This window comes from Motiliproteus sp. MSK22-1, from assembly GCF_001968815.1.
GTDB lineage: Bacteria > Pseudomonadota > Gammaproteobacteria > Pseudomonadales > Balneatricaceae > Motiliproteus.
This window is the reverse complement of sequence record NZ_MIEQ01000096.1, coordinates 460,015-479,054: the sequence shown is the minus strand read 5'-3', so window position 1 is coordinate 479,054 and position 19,040 is coordinate 460,015. Positions and strand designations below refer to the sequence as shown.

General features: G+C 47.7%; 19 protein-coding genes. 13 read left to right on the top strand and 6 right to left on the bottom strand.

The annotated features are described in order from the left end of the window. Window positions 1–13 precede the first annotated feature (13 nt). Window positions 14–1,126, top strand: a complete 1,113-nt coding sequence (gene cobD / locus BGP75_RS25765) for a threonine-phosphate decarboxylase CobD (RefSeq protein WP_083705068.1) — start codon at window positions 14–16, stop codon at window positions 1,124–1,126. A gap of 22 nt (window positions 1,127–1,148) precedes the next feature. Here the strand turns inward: cobD and BGP75_RS25760 are convergent, their stop codons facing one another. Continuing rightward, window positions 1,149–2,714: an HD domain-containing phosphohydrolase gene (locus BGP75_RS25760; RefSeq protein WP_076721749.1), complete on the bottom strand. Its 1,566-nt coding sequence runs from the start codon at window positions 2,712–2,714 to the stop codon at window positions 1,149–1,151. A gap of 307 nt (window positions 2,715–3,021) precedes the next feature. Here BGP75_RS25760 and BGP75_RS25755 point away from each other — a divergent pair, with 307 nt between their 5' ends. The 8 genes from BGP75_RS25755 (at window position 3,022) to BGP75_RS25720 (ending at window position 8,614) form a co-directional block, all read left to right on the top strand. Continuing rightward, window positions 3,022–3,840 (top strand): endonuclease/exonuclease/phosphatase family protein, encoded by an 819-nt coding sequence (locus BGP75_RS25755; RefSeq protein WP_083705067.1) that lies wholly within the window; start codon window positions 3,022–3,024, stop codon window positions 3,838–3,840. 177 nt (window positions 3,841–4,017) lie between these two features. Further along, window positions 4,018–4,590 carry a sigma-70 family RNA polymerase sigma factor gene (locus tag BGP75_RS25750; RefSeq protein WP_076721748.1) on the top strand — a complete coding sequence of 191 codons (573 nt, stop codon included), beginning with the start codon at window positions 4,018–4,020 and terminating at the stop codon, window positions 4,588–4,590. Further along, window positions 4,572–5,252: an anti-sigma factor domain-containing protein gene (locus tag BGP75_RS25745; protein WP_076721747.1), complete on the top strand. Its 681-nt coding sequence runs from the start codon at window positions 4,572–4,574 to the stop codon at window positions 5,250–5,252. The genes BGP75_RS25750 and BGP75_RS25745 overlap by 19 nt, the downstream gene beginning before the upstream one ends. A gap of 516 nt (window positions 5,253–5,768) precedes the next feature. After that, window positions 5,769–6,029 carry a DUF2282 domain-containing protein gene (locus BGP75_RS25740; RefSeq protein WP_076721746.1) on the top strand — a complete coding sequence of 87 codons (261 nt, stop codon included), beginning with the start codon at window positions 5,769–5,771 and terminating at the stop codon, window positions 6,027–6,029. Between the two features lie 98 nt (window positions 6,030–6,127). After that, entirely contained in the window at window positions 6,128–6,388 is a 261-nt protein-coding gene (locus BGP75_RS25735; RefSeq protein WP_076721745.1) for a DUF2282 domain-containing protein, read from the top strand. A gap of 38 nt (window positions 6,389–6,426) precedes the next feature. Next, window positions 6,427–7,356: a DUF692 domain-containing protein gene (locus BGP75_RS25730; RefSeq protein WP_233153029.1), complete on the top strand. Its 930-nt coding sequence runs from the start codon at window positions 6,427–6,429 to the stop codon at window positions 7,354–7,356. Further along, window positions 7,353–8,141 carry a DNA-binding domain-containing protein gene (locus tag BGP75_RS25725; protein ID WP_076721744.1) on the top strand — a complete coding sequence of 263 codons (789 nt, stop codon included), beginning with the start codon at window positions 7,353–7,355 and terminating at the stop codon, window positions 8,139–8,141. The genes BGP75_RS25730 and BGP75_RS25725 overlap by 4 nt, the downstream gene beginning before the upstream one ends. After that, window positions 8,138–8,614, top strand: coding sequence for a DoxX family protein (locus tag BGP75_RS25720; RefSeq protein WP_076721743.1), 477 nt, complete (start codon window positions 8,138–8,140; stop codon window positions 8,612–8,614). Before BGP75_RS25725 ends, BGP75_RS25720 begins: the two co-directional genes overlap by 4 nt. Window positions 8,615–8,747: 133 nt before the next feature. Here the strand turns inward: BGP75_RS25720 and BGP75_RS25715 are convergent, their stop codons facing one another. Both BGP75_RS25715 and BGP75_RS25710 read right to left on the bottom strand, forming a co-directional pair. Then, window positions 8,748–9,065 (bottom strand): cytochrome C oxidase subunit IV family protein, encoded by a 318-nt coding sequence (locus BGP75_RS25715; RefSeq protein ID WP_076721742.1) that lies wholly within the window; start codon window positions 9,063–9,065, stop codon window positions 8,748–8,750. A 2-nt stretch (window positions 9,066–9,067) separates the two neighbouring features. Beyond that, entirely contained in the window at window positions 9,068–9,691 is a 624-nt protein-coding gene (locus tag BGP75_RS25710; RefSeq protein WP_076721741.1) for a cytochrome c oxidase subunit 3 family protein, read from the bottom strand. Window positions 9,692–9,881: 190 nt separating this feature from the next. Between BGP75_RS25710 and BGP75_RS25705 the strand changes: the two genes are divergently transcribed. The 4 genes from BGP75_RS25705 (at window position 9,882) to BGP75_RS25690 (ending at window position 12,894) form a co-directional block, all read left to right on the top strand. Next, window positions 9,882–10,277: a DUF1761 domain-containing protein gene (locus tag BGP75_RS25705; protein ID WP_076721740.1), complete on the top strand. Its 396-nt coding sequence runs from the start codon at window positions 9,882–9,884 to the stop codon at window positions 10,275–10,277. Between the two features lie 129 nt (window positions 10,278–10,406). Continuing rightward, on the top strand, window positions 10,407–11,243 hold the full coding sequence (locus tag BGP75_RS25700) for a S1 RNA-binding domain-containing protein (RefSeq protein ID WP_076721739.1): 837 nt from the start codon (window positions 10,407–10,409) through the stop codon (window positions 11,241–11,243). Window positions 11,244–11,324: 81 nt separating this feature from the next. Then, window positions 11,325–12,062 carry an SDR family oxidoreductase gene (locus BGP75_RS25695; protein WP_083705083.1) on the top strand — a complete coding sequence of 246 codons (738 nt, stop codon included), beginning with the start codon at window positions 11,325–11,327 and terminating at the stop codon, window positions 12,060–12,062. A gap of 427 nt (window positions 12,063–12,489) precedes the next feature. Beyond that, a complete protein-coding gene (locus BGP75_RS25690) occupies window positions 12,490–12,894 on the top strand; it encodes a hypothetical protein (RefSeq protein WP_076721738.1) in 405 nt (134 codons plus the stop codon). A gap of 18 nt (window positions 12,895–12,912) precedes the next feature. On the opposite strand, the gene BGP75_RS25685 is transcribed toward BGP75_RS25690, so the two are convergent. From BGP75_RS25685 to BGP75_RS25675, 3 genes are all read right to left on the bottom strand, one after another. Further along, entirely contained in the window at window positions 12,913–16,044 is a 3,132-nt protein-coding gene (locus tag BGP75_RS25685) for an efflux RND transporter permease subunit (RefSeq protein ID WP_076721737.1), read from the bottom strand. A gap of 117 nt (window positions 16,045–16,161) precedes the next feature. Then, a complete protein-coding gene (locus BGP75_RS25680; protein ID WP_083705065.1) occupies window positions 16,162–17,442 on the bottom strand; it encodes an efflux RND transporter periplasmic adaptor subunit in 1,281 nt (426 codons plus the stop codon). Window positions 17,443–17,446: 4 nt separating this feature from the next. After that, window positions 17,447–18,907: an efflux transporter outer membrane subunit gene (locus BGP75_RS25675; RefSeq protein ID WP_083705064.1), complete on the bottom strand. Its 1,461-nt coding sequence runs from the start codon at window positions 18,905–18,907 to the stop codon at window positions 17,447–17,449. Between the last annotated feature and the right edge of the window lie 133 nt (window positions 18,908–19,040).

Here is a 19,040-nt window from a genome sequence, read left to right as displayed (position 1 = left end):
TGAGCAGCACTGCATGACCCAACAAAATCCAGATCAAGCCAAGGTGTCGCAAGCTGATCCTGCTCCGCATACCACCCCTGACCATACCCTGATACTTACCGGTAAACCTGTCAGCGGGTTGCAACATCATGGTGGACGACTGGGCGAAGCGGTAAAAAAGTATGGTCGCCCCAGAGATCAATGGTTAGATTTATCGACCGGTATTAATCCCCAGACCTGGCCAGTACCGGCAGTCCCTATCGAATGCTGGCAAAGACTGCCAGAAAACGATGACGGTCTGGAGCAGGCTGCTGAGACTTACTATGGCTGCAAGACCTTACTACCGGTCGCCGGCAGTCAAGCGGCTATACAGCTACTCCCAAAGCTCCGGCAACCCAGTAGAGTCGCCATTATCGATCCTGGTTATAACGAGCATCGGGCAGCCTGGGCCAGCAACGGGCATCAGGTAGTGGACGTCCCTGCAAACCGGATCGAATCAATTATTAAAGAAATCGATGTACTTGTCGTCATCAACCCCAACAACCCGGGAGCCGAACGATTTTCTTCAACTGAACTGCTACGTTGGCACGCACAGTTGAGTAAGCGCGGCGGTTGGTTAGTGGTAGACGAAGCCTTCATTGACTCCACTCCGGATTTAAGTATCGCTTCAATACCCGCTCGTAACGGCCTGATAGTGTTAAGATCTATCGGGAAATTTTTCGGCCTTGCCGGAATTCGTTGCGGTTTCGTTATTTCAGAACCAACGATATTAGCGCGCTTTGAACAACTCTTGGGTCCCTGGACTCTGTCGGGTCCCAGTCGTTATATTTGCCGTCAAGCCCTGGCAGACTCTGATTGGCAGGCACAGATGAGGGGCGAACTTTCCCGGCAGTCACTCAGATTAAAGAACATTCTGGAACAGAATTTGGGCCTGGAGGCACGGGGAACACCACTATTTCAGTGTGTGCAAACCAGTAAGGCAGGAGAATATCACCAACAACTGGCTCAGCAGGGCATACTGACCCGATTGTTTCCGGATCCGCAGTTACTGCGGTTTGGGCTTCCTGGCAGTGAGGACCAATGGCAACGCCTGGAGAGCGTCTTGTGCTGTATTAGGAAGCCTGCCGTGACCAGCTATTCCAGTTAGGGGTTCTCGCGGCCAAAACAGATTAAACAGCAACCGGGGGCGCTTCAGTAAGAGTGGCGTCTCGGATTTCCAAAAACAGATCTAGATTCTGACGAAAAATCTCCACTAAATGGGGGTCAAAGTCCAATCCACTGCGCGCTTCGATATAACTGACAATGGCTTCAACTTCCCATTCACCTTTATAACAACGGTTTGTACCCAGAGCATCAAAGACATCAGCCAACGCAGTGATTCGTCCCAGTATGGGAATATCCTCTCCCTTCAACCCCTTAGGATAGCCGGAACCGTCCCAGTGCTCATGATGAGAAAGAGAAATAATAGCGCCCGCTTCCAGCAACGCAGATCCTGATCCTGAGAGCATTTGATAGCCTAATTCAGCATGGCTTTTCATCAGTGTCCATTCTTCAGAATCAAGTTTCCCCGGCTTATTTAAGACTTTGTCGGGAATCCCTATTTTACCCAGGTCATGAAGTGGTGCAGACCGCCTTACCATATCAACATCAACTTCCTGCAACCCCGCCAATCGAGCCAGTAGTTCCGAATAAAGCGCAACTCTGCGAACGTGAGATCCCGCATTAGGAGAATGAGTTTCTACCAGCTCTCCCATCCGATAAATCATATCCTGCTGTGATTCTCTTGCCTTCTCGTTCAGATCGATATTCTCCAGCGCGATATTAAGATTCTCTGATAACAGGCTAAGCAAGCTGCGATCAAGTGATGTCAGCAATCTGGGACTGTGCAGGTGGAACAAAAAATTTCTGCTGTAACCACGACAATATACAACGACGCTATAGTCTTCAAAGCAGCTTTCTTTCTGCGCCTGGCTACGACTCAGCAACAGATTTACAGGATCACTTGGCCCTATCGGTGTTGCTGCGGAGAAATCTGGTGCAGCAGTACCCACCCTGACAAAACGGTTGTCCTGATACTGATAGGCTGAAACCTCAAACAGATAGACAATGGATGGATCCAGATTCAAGAGTCCGCACAGATGTTCCTGCGCCGCTTCCAGAAACAGCTCAACCGTCTGCTTCTGCAATATGACTCGGGCCGCCTGAATAACATTCTGCAAGCCCGTGCGGCTGTTGTGAAGCACTTCAATATCCCGATAGGATCTCAGGCAGGCCAGCATCAACGTATAGAGTTTTTGTGCAGTGAGTTCAGTTTTATCCTTATAATCGTTTATGTCATAGGTTGAGATGATATCCATCTCCGGTGCCTGCCCGGGCTGCCCGGTCCTCAGCACTATCCGGCAATCATGATTATTAAGATCCTGACGTATATAGCGGGCCAGCTCCAGACCTGCATGATCAGTTTCCATGACGACATCCAGCAAAATAACAGCAATTCCTGGCGTATCTTCAAGAATTTTCCGAGCCTGAGCTGCGCTGTGTGCACTCAGAATACTTAGACTACGACCATCATACACAAGATCTCGTAAGGCCAACCGGGTCACCTGATGGACCGATTCCTCGTCATCAACAACCAGCAAAATCCATGGTGGGAGGGGCAACGTACCACGAGCCGATGTCGGCATTGCCTGTGAAGATATTTCAGCATCATCCTGAAACATCAATTCGTCAGTCATCAACGTACCTCTTGAGACTATTCTTACCTAGCAAAACAACAGAACCTAACAACACAACTCAAACCGGCCAGAACCACTTAATTAACCGGCCAACACAATAAACTCTAATTACACTAACCTTTAACATAGTCGATTTTTTTCGATACCACGACCTGAGAGATGGCATCGTTTAGTAACAAAGCCGGATTAATGCCGCGCTTGCGCCTTTACTAGCGGCAAAAATCTGTAAAACTGTAGCGCCAGAATATTATCAACGCCAACAAAGACTACAATCTACATTACACCTATTTGGGCCGGGGATACATCAATGCTATTAAAGCAGACTCAACCCTACTCCTTTCAAGCAGCTGCTCATCACCTCCCGGTGTTCGAGCAACCTGGTGCGCTTGGCCCAACCTTAAAGTTTCTTAGCTTCAATATTCAGGTCGGTATTCGCACCCAGGCGATGCATCATTACGTCACCCGCAGCTGGCAACACGTACTGCCCCATTCCAAGCGACAAAAAACCCTGGACAATATTGCACAAACCATTCAGGGCTATGACTTTGTTGCGTTACAGGAAGTTGATGGAGGGAGCTTTCGTAGTAACTACACAAATCAGGTCCATTATCTGGCCCAGGCCGCCCGCTTCCCCTATTGGTACCAGCAGTTGAATCGTAATCTGGGTATGCTGGCTCAACATAGTAACGGTTTGCTGAGCAGGCATACCCCAACCCGGATCGAAGATCACCGCCTACCGGGGTTGCTTCCCGGGCGAGGAGCGATAACCGCCAGTTTCGGCCCCGACCCACACAAGTTGTTATTAATTATCCTTCATCTGTCTCTTGGCAAACGAACCCGCTTCCGTCAATTAGAGTACATTCGTGATCTTATCGGAGATCATCACTCTGTAGTCCTGATGGGTGACCTTAATTGCCATCAAAGTCATTTGCTGGAACATACCGCATTCAGTGACTGCAACCTACAAAATCTCGGAACCAACTTACTCACCTATCCAAGCTGGCGCCCGACACATGCGTTCGACCACATTCTGGTGTCAGATAACCTTCAGATTATCAAAACTCAGGTTCTCGATTTATCTATTTCAGACCACCGCCCCATTTCCCTGGAAATAAAAACACCTTAATGAACCTGGTCAATAACTGAACCGCCTGATTGCACGAATACGGGAATAACAGAAAAGCTCGAATTCTTTGTTTGCCAAACGACAGCGGGGCATTATCATTGGCGTCAGGATTCGGGTTGCCACCTGCTATTCTGAAACCCCGATTAACACTAATCCGGCACAGGACTCCAGCAATTCATGAGGACGTTAAATAGCCTTGACGATCCGCAGGAGCTTCTTGAAGAATACCTTCGAGGATGCTCCCAGGGGAAACACCAGGATCTAAAAAAGCTTTATCAGTTCACATCAGCGAATCTATTCAGCGTTGCGTTGCGTATATTAAATGACAGAGGTCTTGCTGAAGACTGTTTACAGCAGGTATTCATAAAAGTCTGGAACCACGCAGATAGCTATGACTCCAGCAAAGCCAAAGCCAGGACCTGGTTGAACACCATTACGCGGAATCAGGCGCTGGATATACTCAGACGAAACCGTCACAACCAACAACATGACGGTGAAGAGGCACTTTTGCAAGTAGAAGATAATGCAGCTAGCCAAGAGCAACAGGTTAGCCTTTGGCAAAGTAGCAAACAACTGCACCGCTGCCTGGAAGATATCCCTGAGCAGCAAAGGTTGTGCTTGGAGCTGGCATATTTTGAAGGACTCACTCACCAAGGACTCTCAGAGCGTATAGAAACATCTTTGGGTACGGTCAAAACCTGGATTCGTCGCGGACTGGCGAGGTTACAAACATGCATGAATTCGATTTAAGTGATCCTGACGAGCGTAATCAAGCTGCCGCTGAATACGTACTCGGGACTTTAGACAAACGAGCAAAAGCTCGATTTGAGGCATTAATGGCTGTCAGCAGCGATGCTCAGGAAGAAGTCGAGCAATGGCGTGAGCACCTTGATGTATTCAATACCAGTCTCGAACCACAGGCGCCCTCCCCCGAGCTATGGAAAAAAATCAGTGCTGAAACCACCCCTGAAAAAGGTTTCTCATTCTGGTCATGGCAGCCAATCGCTGCCTTTTCCCTGGTTCTGCTGGTAACCATCGGCTTTTTCTTTCAGCAAGGAAATCAACCGGAGAACGTTTATGTTCACTTAATCAAGAATGAGCAACAGCAACCCGGCTGGGTCGTCAATACGGCTCTTGAAAAAAATCAGCTCATTATTCAATCAATGCGTCCCGTCAGCATGCCTGAAGACAGTTTTTATGAGCTTTGGTTTATGGAAGAAGGTAAAGAACCGATTACTCTCGGTTTCTTACCGGAAGATGGTGAACGGAGAATAACAATTCCCGCCGAGTGGAAAGAGCGACTGATGAAATTCGAGATAGTCGTCACCATGGAAGGCCCGAATGGTGCACCAAATGGATATGAAATGGGCCCCGTATCAGATAAAACAAACTGGAAACGAATACAATTCTAACAGCTTAAAAGATTATCTAATCTAGAAATAAAAGGGCTCATTTTGAGCCCTTTTTTATACCCCACTACTTATTAGCCGCTACTCCATCCTGTGTCCCGACTAATTAACGCCCCGCTTTCCTGGCCTAAGAGCTTGTTAAGAAGCTCGTGGACAAACCTATTGTGTTCTCTGTTTACAGGCTTTCGGAATTCTATTAATTATTGAATCTCAGCAAAAGCTCAGATTTTCTACAATACGTATCGCTATTCGTCAACATAAATTTCACTATGAACGACCATGAAAATTGTATATTTATCATCGATAACACCCTTCAAAATTATTTTTATAATTTCATAATCATAGTAGACACATCAAAATAAAAAATAATAATTCATTAAATTTCAACAAGTTACTTTTTTTTAAATTTTTTATCTGTTTTTTTGAATCCATAGAATAATTGGCCGCGTATAGATTATTGAACGCGACATAAACAGCGTCTTTTAAACCCATTAGATAAAACCTTGTAAGGTAATAAATATGAAAAAGAACAACATTGCAGCAGCTACCGCTATCTCTGGAATTATTGCTTTGGGCGCATCAATGATAACGGTTCCGGCTTTAGCCGGCGATAAAGAAAAATGCTACGGCGTAGCAGCTGCCGGGCATAACGATTGTGCTACTAAAAACAGTTCCTGTGCAGGTACTGCGAAAATGGATAACCAGGGTGATGCATTTATAGCTGTTCCCAAAGGTCTGTGTTCAAAGCTTTCCGGTGGCAGTTTAACACCTAAATCATAATTCTATTATTTCGCTGAATAACCATTAATAAATATCTATTCATTAACCCGATAATTGTCTGTTCAGTCCATAAATCAAAATCAAATAAGGTGAACATCATGAAAAAGAATCACATAGCAGCCACTACCGCCATTTCTGGAATCATTGCTCTGGGTGCAGCCATGGTCACCACTCCCGCTTTAGCCGGTGATAAGGAAAAGTGTTACGGAGTTGCAGCAGCCGGTCATAACGACTGCGCTACCAAAATGAACTCCTGTGCAGGACACGCAAAAATGGACAATCAGGGTGATGCGTTTATTGCAGTCCCCAAGGGGCTTTGCGCCAAGCTTTCTGGCGGCAGCCTTACTCCAAAGTCCTGATTCCGGTATCAAACCATCTGACTCGACAGGAGACGCGGTTGCTGTCGCAACCGCCCTTACTTATGAATATATCCCAGCAATCCCATCCATTACCCTCCTCAGTTTCAAGCCAGCAAGCTGAGCTCAAAATTGCAGAGCTGGCGATAGGTATCGGCCTGAGATCTCCACATCATCAGAACTTTATGGATGCTCAGACTGCCGTAGACTGGTTAGAACTTCATAGTGAGAATTTTTTTGATCCTCAAAGTCCTCAGCGTTTCCAGCTAAACAGTATCGCCGAACACTACCCTCTTAGCTTTCATGGTGTAGGTCTTTCGCTGGGGTCATCAGATCCTTTGAATACCAGGCACCTCCAGGCCCTTAAGGACCTGATAGAAGAATATAACCCTTCGCTGGTTTCAGAACACCTTAGCTGGAGTTCCAATAAAGGGCGCTATTTTAATGATCTACTGCCTATTCCCTACACGGTCGAAAGTCTGGCCCATTTCAGCGACAGAGTCGACCAGGTACAGAACTATCTGGGCAGGCAGATTCTTATAGAAAATCCCACCGCCTATCTGAGTTTTGACAGTAGCACTATCCACGAATCCGAATTCCTTGGAAAAGTTCATGAGCGTACCGGGTGTGGCCTGCTTCTGGATTTAAACAATATCTATGTAAATAGCATAAACCTTGGACTCGACGCATCCGAATACTTAACAAACATTCCTGTCGAGGCGGTACAGGAAATTCACCTGGCAGGGTTTACCCGCAAACAGCTGGATACCGGAGAAATACTGATAGATACCCACGGCAGCCGCGTATCAGAACCTGTCTGGCAGCTGTTTAAAGAATACCGCCAGATCTGCCGAGCCCCTGCACTGATCGAATGGGATACCGATATCCCTGAATTAGACGTTCTTCTCGAGGAAGCTCAACGAGCAGAAAATGAACAATCGGAAGTGCTCAGTCGGAGAGTAGTCGCATGAATTTATCAGAAGTCCAGAGTCTGTTTTGCCACCAGCTACTGGGATCTAACCTAAGGCTCAGTGCTGAATTGAAAAGCCTGGAAATATCAGGGCCTTTTCCTGCTGAACAGTTATTACAGCTCTATCGTAACAACTTTTACATCAGTCTCTGTGACTATCTGGAAGCCTGCTTTCCAACAGTTTCAGCCCTTGTCGGTGAGGAGTTTTTTCGACAGCTGAGCAAAAAATTTATTCAACAGACCCCTTTAACGGAAGCACCTTTGGCGCATTATGGAACTGGCTTTTCATCCTTTATCAGCACCTATACGCCTACAGCAGAACTTCCTTATCTAGCCGAAATGGCAACACTGGAGTGGTATTTGGAAAATGCAAAAACCAGCTTCCACACTGAGCTATTTCCATTTAAAGCTCTCGCCGAACTGGCTGAAGCCCAGCAATCCGATATTCGCTTTCTGCTAACCCCTGGGGTCAGCATTATCGATGCTCAGTCTCCTGTGTTTTCAATATGGAAAGCAATCCATTCAGATAACCCGGAACACAACGAGCTGGAACAGATGGATATGTCTCAGAAAGAACAGATACTGATTTATCCAACCAGTCCTTCAACGGGCCGCCCCGGAGCAGAACTAACCCTTATTTCGAATGATCACTATCAGCTGATCAGAGCATTCAAAGCAGGAACAGCACTATCTGATTTGGTACTGGCTGCAGACTTTCAGCAACAACTCAGTCACTGGATCAGTCTGGGCGTTATCAACAACTTCAGTCTGGAGAAGCACTCATGATTAAAACGTTTCTATCCACTTATGATACGACCGTACTAACGGTACAACGATGGATAACACCGCTTGTCCTGTTGGCAGTACGCGTACTTACAGCAATCGCTTTTTTTAAGGCAGGACAAGTCAAAATTGCGAACTGGGAAAGCACCTTATTCCTGTTTGAATATGAGTATCAGGTCCCACTCCTTCCTTTTGAAGCTGCAGCTTTCATCGCAGCGGCGGTGGAACTCTGCCTGCCCCCTTTAATTTTGTTGGGACTGTTCAGCCGACCTGTGGCGCTAGTATTATTCGGCTTTAACATCATGGCCGTGGTTTCTTACCCTGTTCTCTGGGAGCAAGGATATCTTGACCATCAGCTTTGGGGATTAATGTTATTAATGATCGTGCTCTGGGGACCGGGAAAGCTTTCAATAGATCATTGGCTTCGCCAGCGGTTTGGTGGCGCTCCAGCTTCCGTCTCAATGCAGCCTCAATAGAAATCCAGGGCGTTCGAGATGAGTTCTCGTGCCCTGCTTAGATCAGCTCTGATATTGCCTCACATATTTTCTGATAGAACGGGTTGCACTCTACGTCTCAGGGAACCTAAGAACAATTCCATTCAGCCTCTGGTTATTTCTTCAGACGAGTCATATCAGCCAGAAATTCAGGAAACAACCAGACAATCAGAATAGCCAGAGGCAGCAGATAGAAATAGAGGTTCATCGCAAAGCGAATTCGGGGGTTAGCGTTGCGCAGTTCCATAAACCGATCCACAACCAGCCTCCCCTTTATTCCAATGGTCAATGCCACAATAGCGGTTACCAGCAAACTGGGTTCAGCCGACTCAGCGATCAACGCGCTAAGCAGTGTCATAGCCATCAACACAAACCAGATAAGATCCAGTATCCGGTGATAAGGGACAGCCCTGAAGTATGACAAGTTACGCATATTTATCTCAACACATATAACAAAGGGAAAATGATAATCCAGACCAGATCTATCATGTGCCAGTAGCAGGCAATAGCTTCCATACCCTCATGATCTTCCGCAGTATAACCACCTGTTTTTAATCGAAAGATTGCCCACAAGATGGCGCCTCCTCCCCAGGCAACATGAAGGAAATGATTGAACGTCATGTAGTAGTACAGAGTGAAAAACACATTAGTATCGACCTCAATACCCTGGGCGTTATTCCAGAAGTACTCCCACCCTTTGACCAACAAGTAGAAGATTGCAGCACCGATAGTGCCCCAGAGCCAATTGATCGCCGTCTTGATACGTCCCATACGCACGCAACTCATGGCTTTTGCAACAAAATAGCTACTGGTCAAAAGTGCAAGTGTGTTCAATACACCGGCGGTTGTATTCAGTGCAACGGGGCCTTCCCGGAATAGCTCCAGATAATGAACTTTAGCGATAAAGTAGACTAAGAACATCAAGGCAAATTCGCTCAACTCAGCAAAAATACCGACCCATACCGCACCATTACCGGGAATCCGATTATCGCGAGGCAACCGCTCCGCTGTCTGGTTGTCAAGTGTCGGAGCCAAGCTTGGGGAAAGTGAAGTGGACATGAAGATATCCGTTATGACGCAATTAATTCTTTAGTATTTTACTATGGTATAAAATGCGAACTGAGATAGATTTGATAATTGTCAATTGTGTTAAAGCACTGTAGATAAGGAACCCAGGAACCAGTCCCTTAAGCGATAAGCTCGCAAGGGGCACTCAGGACTTACTCATAAAGACCCTAAGGAGTTCGCTATGAATGAACTAAATATGCTCGCTGTTTTTGCGGCAACAGTAGCAAGTTTTATATTTGGTGCACTTTGGTATTCACCATTGTTGTTCTTACCGGCATGGTGCAAGGAAACCGGTCTGGACCCCAGCAAAAACATTGCAAACCCCGGCCGAGTCTATGGAGTTACCTTTGTTCTGACTCTGTTGGCTGCCATCTCGTTGGCATGGGTGCTCGGTACCAGCCGGGATCCGGTGATCGGTTCTGCTACCGGGGCATTGATGGGAATGGGCTTGGTCGCCACATCCATCGGAATCAACTATCAGTTTGCCGGACGTAGCATCATTCTATGGGCCATTGATGGAGGGTTCCATATCTTTCGATTAACACTGATGGGGCTGATTATTGGACTGTGGCCTTGAGAATCAGCGACAAGTCTCAAACCTATGCTTTTATACTCCGGGCTTTTATATCAATCTAAATGAGGAATCTGGTCCGCGCTTAGGGCACAATACAGGCTGAAACAGTCGACAACAGGACACCGGGAAATAATGGCACAGCTAGGCAAGATCAATCGTATGACAGTCGTCAAAATTCGCGACTTCGGGGTCTATCTGGACGCTGGTAAACTGGGAGAGGTATTGCTGCCAAACAGAGTGGTACCCAAGGGCTGTAAAGAAGGCGACGAAGTGGAAGCCATTATTTACCTGGATTCTGACGACAAACTGATCGCCAGCACCCTCACCCCCTTTGCTCAGGTAGGAGAATGTGCCTGTCTTAACGTCGTATCTACCGGCCCCGTAGGAGCCTTTCTGGATTGGGGATTACCCAAGGATCTTCTGGTCCCCTTCAACGAGCAACAAACACCCCTTAAAGAAGGGCAATCAGTCGTCTGTTTTCTATATCTGGATAACACCAACCGTATCGCAGCCTCCAGCAAGCTTAATCGCCATTTGAATAAGTCCAGCCCCAAATATGATAAGCATCAGGAGGTAGACTTGCTGATTGCAGACAAAACGGATCTTGGCGTTAAAGCCGTAATCAACAACCGCCACTGGGGGCTGATATTTAAAGACGAGCTGTTTAAACCCGTTCGTTACGGCCAGCGAATCAAGGGCTATATCAAACAGGTACGGGGTGACGGCAAGATAGACCTGCATCTGCAACAACCGGGCTACGGTGCACTGGACGCTTTGTCATCCCAAATCCTGGCCCATCTGGATAGTAATCAGGGGTTCGCACCGTTAACGGACAAAAGCCCCGCAGATGAGATATCCCGCCTCTTCGGCGTTAGTAAACGAAAATTCAAAATGGCTATTGGCGGGCTATACAAAAACAAGTTGATTGTGATCGAAGACGCAGGAATTCGACGAGTTTCTGATAAGTAATAGATTTTTAATTATAGCTGTCTCTTTCTTCAGCGATGACATGGACATTATCAATTGAACAAAAGTATCAACAACCCGGTGATGCTGATTACAGGCGCAAGTCGTGGCATCGGCGCAGCTACAGCTAAGTTGGCTGCGGCTGATGGCTATTCTGTGGCTATTAATTATTGTCATAACTCTCAGGCTGCAGAGCGGGTTGTGCAAGAAATAGTCGGCGCCGGAGGCAAGGCAATCGCACTGCCAGGGGACGTATCCCAGGAAGGCGATGTTATTGCAATGTTTGAACAATTGGACCAGCAACTGGGGGCAATCACCCACTTGGTTAACAACGCCGGAATTCTTGCTCGCCAGGCTCGCCTGGAGGAAATGGATTCGGAACGCCTGAACCGGGTATTTTCAATTAATGTAACCGGCAGTTTTCTTTGCGCCCGAGAAGCGGCAAAACGGATGTCTAAGCGCCACGGTGGTGAGGGCGGCGCAATTGTCAACCTCTCATCCATTGCAGCCCGCCTCGGTGCCCCTGATGAGTACGTGGATTATGCCGCTTCCAAGGGGGCCATCGACGCCATGACCATCGGCCTTGCCAAGGAGCTGGCCGAAGAAGGAATCAGAGTCAATGCCGTCCGCCCTGGTATTATCTATACCGACATACACGCCAGTGGTGGCGAACCCGGCCGTGTTGACCGACTGAAAAGCTCAGTGCCGATGAAACGAGGCGGGGAATCAGAAGAAGTCGCTCAGGCGATACTCTGGTTATTATCAGACCAGGCCAGCTACACCACCGGAAGCTTTATTGATGTCAGCGGCGGGCGAATTTAAAAAAGATCTAAGCATAACAGCTGAGCTTGCGACGCTGCCCTCAGAGCAGGCTATACTCCGGCATTAAGCGAGTGACTGAAGCGCTCATAAAGTCGGCATACCCCCTGAAGGAAATAAAAGCCGGAGGCCGCGACCGATTCAGAAACCTCTCAGACAAAACAGACCTGAAATTTATTGAATAATGTATCGTTTTATATTCAATACCTTAAGACAAAAATCGGTAACTGGCTAAGTTAACCAGCTTGACAACGTTGTTCAGCGCTTCTATAAATCAATATCAACGTTAAAAATTTGCTCAATTCAGACGCCACGGAGTCCTATATCTCCTGGTCTGTTAAGCAAAAGGTACAGCTACTCGTTAAAATTTGATCTGCTCTACAGGTCTTCCGACAGGAAGGAACAGGAGTTAGAACACGGAGGTTTAACCATGCATATCCCCACTTATGTCCTCGCAGTAAAAAAACCACTAGGTGAACTCAAGTTAGCGAAAGGAAGGCGTTCTCCATTCGATTTGCCCGTGTGCTTTGATGAGAAATATGCCAACTTTTTATTCGAATTCTGTGAATCAAGAGTTTGCTGTGACGAAAATGATGAAATCCAGCTGCTCAAGGGAAACTTCGATATTTCCGATATTGATCAGGACCATCTGTTCGTAGACTCATTCAAGAATAAGCTAAAGGAGGTTCAGGATTTTTCCCGGTGGCAACTGGTAAAATGCAAGAAAGCAACGTCAGAGTACTCTGATGATTACCGTAAACGCCTTTCACTTCACTTAAAAGAACGACAGAGTTTGTTTCAACGCAGAGTGGAGAAAGAGGCCAGCGTCGCTTAGAAGATATGCTTAAGGTCCTCAGGACGAGGGTGTTCCCTGCCGTGCCCTTTTGGTAGCAACTTCATCCTGTCGACCAAACAATCGAATAAGATCTTCCAGGACAAGGTAATTAACCGGAACCACCAGCAACGTAATCAGAGTCGCAAAAAGAATACCAAAGCCAAGAGAAACCGCCATCGGAATCAAGAATTGCGCCTGAGTACTTTTTTCAAATATCAGTGGCATCAGACCCGCAAAGGTAGTCAGAGAAGTCAGTAATACCGGCCGAAAACGAGCAACCCCCGCCATCCTGATGGTCCGATGAAGAGACTCTCCCATCTGTCGATGACGATTGATGTAATCAACCAGAACAAGTGAATCATTAACAACCACCCCGGCCAGCGCCAGCATCCCCATCAGACTCATAATGGTCAGGCTCATCCCCATAAGCCAGTGTCCGACAATGGCGCCCACCACCCCAAAAGGAATGACCGACATCACGATAAAGGGCTGAATATAGGACCTGAACGGAATGGCTAACAATCCATAGGTGATAAAAAGAACAAACAACAAACCCCAGAACAAGCCGCTAAATGAATCTCTTTGTTCTTTTGCCTCGCCCTCTAAACTAGTAGAAACAGATGGATAGTCCACCAGTCGCTGCTCAAGGAATCCATTCAGGTCTCTCATGATTGCCGGTAAATCAGCTGAATCCTTATTGATATCGGCAGAAACATTCACCGTGCGCCTGCGGTTGATTCGGGTAATCGACGACGGACTGCGATCCGAACTCAATTCTGCAACTTCCCTGAACGGCACCTCCACGCCCTGATCGGTACGAATCATCATACTATCCAGCGTCTCTAAAGAGTTTCTTTCTTCTGCTGAATAACGAACAAGTACTTTTACGTCATCCTTTCCGCGCTGAATACGCTGGATTTCAAATCCAAAAAAGGCCTGGCGAACCTGCCGAGCAATATTGACCAGATTAACTCCCAACAGCTCACCTTCCGGTTTTAACTTTATCTGCAACTCCTGTTTTCCATTGGATAACGAATCTGCAATATCGAACACCTGAGAGTAAGTGGCAAGCCGGGCCTTAAGCTCACCGGCAAGCCTTTTCAGTTGATCAAGATCATCGCCCATCAACCGAATATCGATGGGATCACTGTAACGGCCGATTTCAGCTCGATAGTTGATGCTCTCGGCCCCGGGGATGGTACCTATCAGCTTCCTCCACTCTCGGACCAACTGAGAGCTGGTAATATCCAAGGTCCGATACTCGGGCGGAACTATCTCGAATATCACTCGTCCCAAATGCCCTGATGCCGAGCTCCCGCCGGATCCTGAAGTTGAAAGAACATGAGTAATAATGCTCTTGCCAGTAGCCTGGTCCAAATATTTATCCTGAAGTGTCTGAGCTGCCAGAGTGATCCGTTCAATATGCTTGTCCGTCACTGCAAACGGGGTACCCGCTGGCATCACCAAAGTTGCACGAGCCAGCTCGCTCTGCACCCTTGGGAAAAACAGAAACTTCGTCCATCCACTGAACACCATCGCAAATACAATTAGAGAGAAACCAACAATAAGAGCTAAGGTTAGGTATCGGAACTCCAGCACTTTATCCAGAAATGGACTGTAAAACCGATGAATTCCTCTTTCCAGTCCACGGGCAATGGTCTGCTGGAGACGGGACAACCAGTTGTCGTCTGAGGGTGGCTTCAGGTGCCTCAGATGGGCAGGTAAAATTAATTTCGACTCAACAAGGGAAAATAGCAGCACCGGGATTACCACATAGGGAATCTGTTCAAATAAAACCGCTCTACGCCCTTCAACCATTGCCAGTGGTACAAAGGCAGCCACCGTGGTCAGTATTCCGAAGGTTACCGGTATCGCTACTTCACGGGTGCCCTGGATTGCTGCAGTAAGACCATCACTGCCCCGGTTGAAGTGAGTATAAATATTCTCGCCGGTCACAATAGCATCATCAACAACGATGCCTAATACCAGAATAAACGCAAACAGACTGGCAATATTCAGGGATACACCAAGAACGGGCATGAGCATAAAGCCGCCCATGAAACAGACGGGGATTCCGGCACAAACCCAAAATGCCACTGTTGGACGCAAGAACAGTGTCAACAACAGAAGTACCAGAATACCACCCTGGATAGCGCTGTTGGTCAGTGTTTGCAGGCGCGCTTTGACGATATTTGAACGATCCCGCCAATAATCAAGCTTCACCCCCTCTGGCAGCAACGACTGCTTACGCTCAATATAGCGTTTTACCTGATCAGCGACTTCGATAGAACTTTGATTACCAACCCGATAAATATCCACTGCAACAGCCTGCTGACCATCAAAGCGCATATTCACCGGATTATCTTCAAAGCCGTCCCTGATGGTAGCTATGTCCCCCAGCTCAATCCTTGATCCATCACTTTGTGTAACGATGGGAATACGTCGAAAGTCGTTAGCGTTGTACGCCTGCCCTTTGGTGCGAACAAGTATATCGGCCCCCAGAGTACGAATATTACCGGCAGATAAATCAATTGACCCTCGGTTAACCGCTTCAGCTACCTGACTGAGAGTCAAGCCATATTCCCGCAATGTTGCTTCAGAAACTTCAATAGCCAACTCATAGTCCCGGCTACTGTCCAGTGAAACCTGAGTAATACCGGAAAGATTGCTTATTTCATCACGAACCTCTTCGGCAATACGGCGCAGCTGCATCTCGCTGCGATCTCCGTAAATAACCGTACTGATTACTTCATGGCGTCTTGCACTAATGCTGATAATCGGTCGTTCAGCTTCTTCGGGGAAGGTGCTGATGCCATCAACCCTGCTTTTGATATCATCCATCAGGTCACGAGTATTGTAACCGTCAGCAACTTCCACACTGACAACCGAAGCACCTTCACCTGATCCGGACTTTATCTCTTCAATTCCTTCCAGATCCTGTATTTCTTCCTCGACTCTGATGGTAATGCCTTCTTCGGACTCCCTCGGTGTGGATCCGGGATACATTATCCGTACAACAATCTGGTCAAGCTGACGAGATGGAAACACTTCCAAAGGGATCTTGCCATTAAGGGCATTTGCTCCTAATAACAAAATCAAGATCATCAGCAGGTTAGCTGCCACCGGGTTTCGAGCAAACCAGGTAATCATTGAATGCACATTGCACCTCGCATTAAGAATCCACCCCTATGGCATCTGTCACAGTGGAACCTTTTTGGATGGTCATTTCCGCCCGGTTACTGCAGAGCAAAACAGGTGCTGGAAAAATCATCCGGATACAGCAGGCTTTGCTGCCTCCGGGTCCCCTTGATGAAGTCGATCTTCATCTTGCTTCGGGCGCTTGCGTTTTCTTTCTTTGTCCGCACCATTCTTATTAACCAGAGGCTCACCATCAATCACGGCACGAACGGCCAGACCACTAACCCCTGCCCCCATCGGAGTCAGGTTTAGCAAATCACCATTCTCTAAACCGCTGCTAGCCACTACGGATTCTTCATCGGTCCACAGAGGGTCAAGAATTCGAGACTGTAGTCGCCCTTTTTCTATAATCAGCACGGTATTGTCTTGATTAAGAGCGGTGCGTGGAAAAACATACACGCCCTGTAACAGCTTCCCTTTAATCTTGGCCTGAACAAACTGCCCAATTTTAAGCGGTGGGTTGCCCTGGGGGCCAAGACTATAGGGGTCTTCTATTTGAGCAACGACAAACAGTTGACGACTACCTTGATCGATTGCACCTTCCACCCGGACCACCTTTCCAGACCAGGAATATTGCTGGCGCCCTATTTGAGCCTGCAAAGAGACCTCGGGTAAGTTTCCACTTCTAAGCTCACCGCCCCGATATTGCTCTGGCAAGCTCACATACTCCAGTTGGCGGTTATTTAAAGGCAGCCGAACCTCGACGTAATCCACAGCAAAAATTTCCGCCAGAACAGTCCCGGACGAAACCACCTGTCCCAGATCAACCTGCTTGGATAACAGTCTTCCGGCATAAGGAGCCTTAATGCGCGTGCGTTCCAGGCTCAGCTTGGCCCTTACCAGTTTGGCCTTGGCGGAAGATATTGCAGCATCAGCAGCAGCCAATTGAGGTTTTCGCAGAACGAGGTCTCCTGCCACCCCCTTCCCCAACCGCTTCCAGTCCCGAAGAGCCTGTTCGACACGTGCTTGCTCTTCTTTTAAGCCTAGTTGCGCCTGGATCAATTCAGCCTCTGCTATATCCACGGCAACCTGATAGTCACGAGGATCTATCCGAATAAGAATATCCCCCGCTTCAAAAAATGCCCCTTCACGAAAACGCTCAGAAATCTTTACAACTTTCCCTGCTACCTGTGATACCAGATGACTTTCGGTTCGCGGTTTTACTACGCCATAAGAATCCAACCAGACCTGAAAATCCTGCCGGTGCAAGCGCGTCCCTTCAACAGTCATGGCTTGTGGCCCCTGCGGACGCCCCCGCTTGGCATCAGGTTTGTTATTGACAATGTAGTTGACACCATAGGCACTGACTATCAGCACCGTAATTGGCAGCATCCATTTCAACCACTTCATCTAATCACCTTTTGCCCTTTCCCATTTTGATCAGAGAATCAGCACCCTCTGTTTCAAAAGCCTGGAGGTCAGTTCCCCCTCTACTCTGAGTCATAAAATCTCCCCCGAGTGCCAAATATAAGTTTATGCGGTTCTGCAACTGCTGACTACGGGATTCCAGGTAACTGCTGCGAGCGATAAATGCCCTACGTTGAGCCTCTAACACTGTTATATAATCGACAAGTCCAGCCCGATACTGTTCAAAAGCCAAACTCTGGGCATACTCAGACTCCTCACTGCTCAAACGTAAAGCCGCTGTCTTTTTAATCAATTGCTGTTCTTGCTGCAACGTAGACTCAACATCAGAAAAAGCGCCTAAAACGGTATTAATATAAATCGCTTTCGCTTGTTCGGCCTCCGCAACAGCACGCTGTTCAAGCGCTGCCAACCGTCCACCATCAAATAACGGTTGTGCCAATGAGGCCAAAGCGGTCCATGCAAGGCTGTTGCCTTTCAGAAGGTCTTTCAATTCATCACTACTGATCCCATAATCGGCAGTCAGCCTTAAACTCGGAAAACGATCCTTGTGGGCACGGGAAAGCTCCGCAACACTCCGCTCAAAACGAAGATCCGCAGCGCGAATGTCATGACGACGTTCCAGTAGTGAGGATGGCAAGCCCGCAGGCACCGGAGGAGGGAGTTCCGGCAAGTCTGAGACCAGTTCCAGAACATTGCCTGGGTAACGCCCCATCAAAGCCTCCAGACTGCGAACACGATCACCATGAGTTTGGCGGTTTACGGCAAGCCGTCCTTGTTCTGCAGCGAGATTTGCCCGGGACAAATGTATGTCAAGAGCACCAAAAATACCTGAACGATACCCTTCTTCCAGTATTTCCAGATTAGCCTTTAAGTTATCCACCAAACTCTGGCTCAGTTCCTCTTGCAGTTTACTTTCAACCGCTGCAAACCAGGCTTTAGAAACATTAGCGGCAAGAGACAGACGCCCCGCCTTCAGGTCCTGCCGAAGTGCCTTAGCATCCAGCACCGCCGCCCGTTCACTGTCAGACAACTTATTCCACAGGTCTGCTTCCCAGCTGAATTGAAGTTCAGCGTTAAACGAATTGCTTATACTATGACTGCCGTTACTTGACCGGCGGCTACGCGCACCACTTATCTGCCCATCAACGCGGGGCAACAAGGCGGCCCCTGTTACAGTTACCTGAGCTAAACCAGCATTCAGTTTTGCCCGAGCCAACTGCAAATCCGGATTGGACTCGACAGCTTCAGCAATCAAATCAGGAAGCCGACTGTCCTGGATCTCCGCCAACCAGCCCTGATCCGAAAGATCTCCAGGATGAGAAAGCTCCTGCCAAACCGGAGGCACGTCAATGTTAGCTTTTTCGACAACGAATGGCTTCAGGCCTGATTCACATCCGTTCAGTATCACCAGACTCAACGTTAGGAGTCCAAGACGTCGTATTGTCATAGCTGTTTACTTGTCCATGCAAACCTCTCTGGATTAAACAGAGGCTTTTCATTGTTTAATTAACACTGCAGAGTCATCTATCACTATTCAAGTATCCGCCTTAACTGACTGTTTTCCAAGCATACCTTGGAAA

Excerpts from the sequence above, each read along its gene's own strand:
- BGP75_RS25680 (WP_083705065.1), bottom strand. The coding sequence starts at position 17,442 with ATGAAGTGGTTGAAATGGATGCTGCCAATTACGGTGCTGATAGTCAGT.
- BGP75_RS25700 (WP_076721739.1), top strand. The coding sequence starts at position 10,407 with ATGGCACAGCTAGGCAAGATCAATCGTATGACAGTCGTCAAAATTCGC.
- BGP75_RS25750 (WP_076721748.1), top strand. The coding sequence starts at position 4,018 with ATGAGGACGTTAAATAGCCTTGACGATCCGCAGGAGCTTCTTGAAGAA.
- BGP75_RS25690 (WP_076721738.1), top strand. The coding sequence starts at position 12,490 with ATGCATATCCCCACTTATGTCCTCGCAGTAAAAAAACCACTAGGTGAA.
- BGP75_RS25725 (WP_076721744.1), top strand. The coding sequence starts at position 7,353 with ATGAATTTATCAGAAGTCCAGAGTCTGTTTTGCCACCAGCTACTGGGA.
- BGP75_RS25675 (WP_083705064.1), bottom strand. The coding sequence starts at position 18,907 with ATGACAATACGACGTCTTGGACTCCTAACGTTGAGTCTGGTGATACTG.
- BGP75_RS25745 (WP_076721747.1), top strand. The coding sequence starts at position 4,572 with ATGCATGAATTCGATTTAAGTGATCCTGACGAGCGTAATCAAGCTGCC.
- BGP75_RS25735 (WP_076721745.1), top strand. The coding sequence starts at position 6,128 with ATGAAAAAGAATCACATAGCAGCCACTACCGCCATTTCTGGAATCATT.
- BGP75_RS25760 (WP_076721749.1), bottom strand. The coding sequence starts at position 2,714 with ATGACTGACGAATTGATGTTTCAGGATGATGCTGAAATATCTTCACAG.
- BGP75_RS25685 (WP_076721737.1), bottom strand. The coding sequence starts at position 16,044 with ATGATTACCTGGTTTGCTCGAAACCCGGTGGCAGCTAACCTGCTGATG.
- BGP75_RS25705 (WP_076721740.1), top strand. The coding sequence starts at position 9,882 with ATGAATGAACTAAATATGCTCGCTGTTTTTGCGGCAACAGTAGCAAGT.
- cobD (WP_083705068.1), top strand. The coding sequence starts at position 14 with ATGACCCAACAAAATCCAGATCAAGCCAAGGTGTCGCAAGCTGATCCT.
- BGP75_RS25710 (WP_076721741.1), bottom strand. The coding sequence starts at position 9,691 with ATGTCCACTTCACTTTCCCCAAGCTTGGCTCCGACACTTGACAACCAG.
- BGP75_RS25740 (WP_076721746.1), top strand. The coding sequence starts at position 5,769 with ATGAAAAAGAACAACATTGCAGCAGCTACCGCTATCTCTGGAATTATT.
- BGP75_RS25715 (WP_076721742.1), bottom strand. The coding sequence starts at position 9,065 with ATGCGTAACTTGTCATACTTCAGGGCTGTCCCTTATCACCGGATACTG.
- BGP75_RS25720 (WP_076721743.1), top strand. The coding sequence starts at position 8,138 with ATGATTAAAACGTTTCTATCCACTTATGATACGACCGTACTAACGGTA.
- BGP75_RS25695 (WP_083705083.1), top strand. The coding sequence starts at position 11,325 with ATGCTGATTACAGGCGCAAGTCGTGGCATCGGCGCAGCTACAGCTAAG.
- BGP75_RS25755 (WP_083705067.1), top strand. The coding sequence starts at position 3,022 with ATGCTATTAAAGCAGACTCAACCCTACTCCTTTCAAGCAGCTGCTCAT.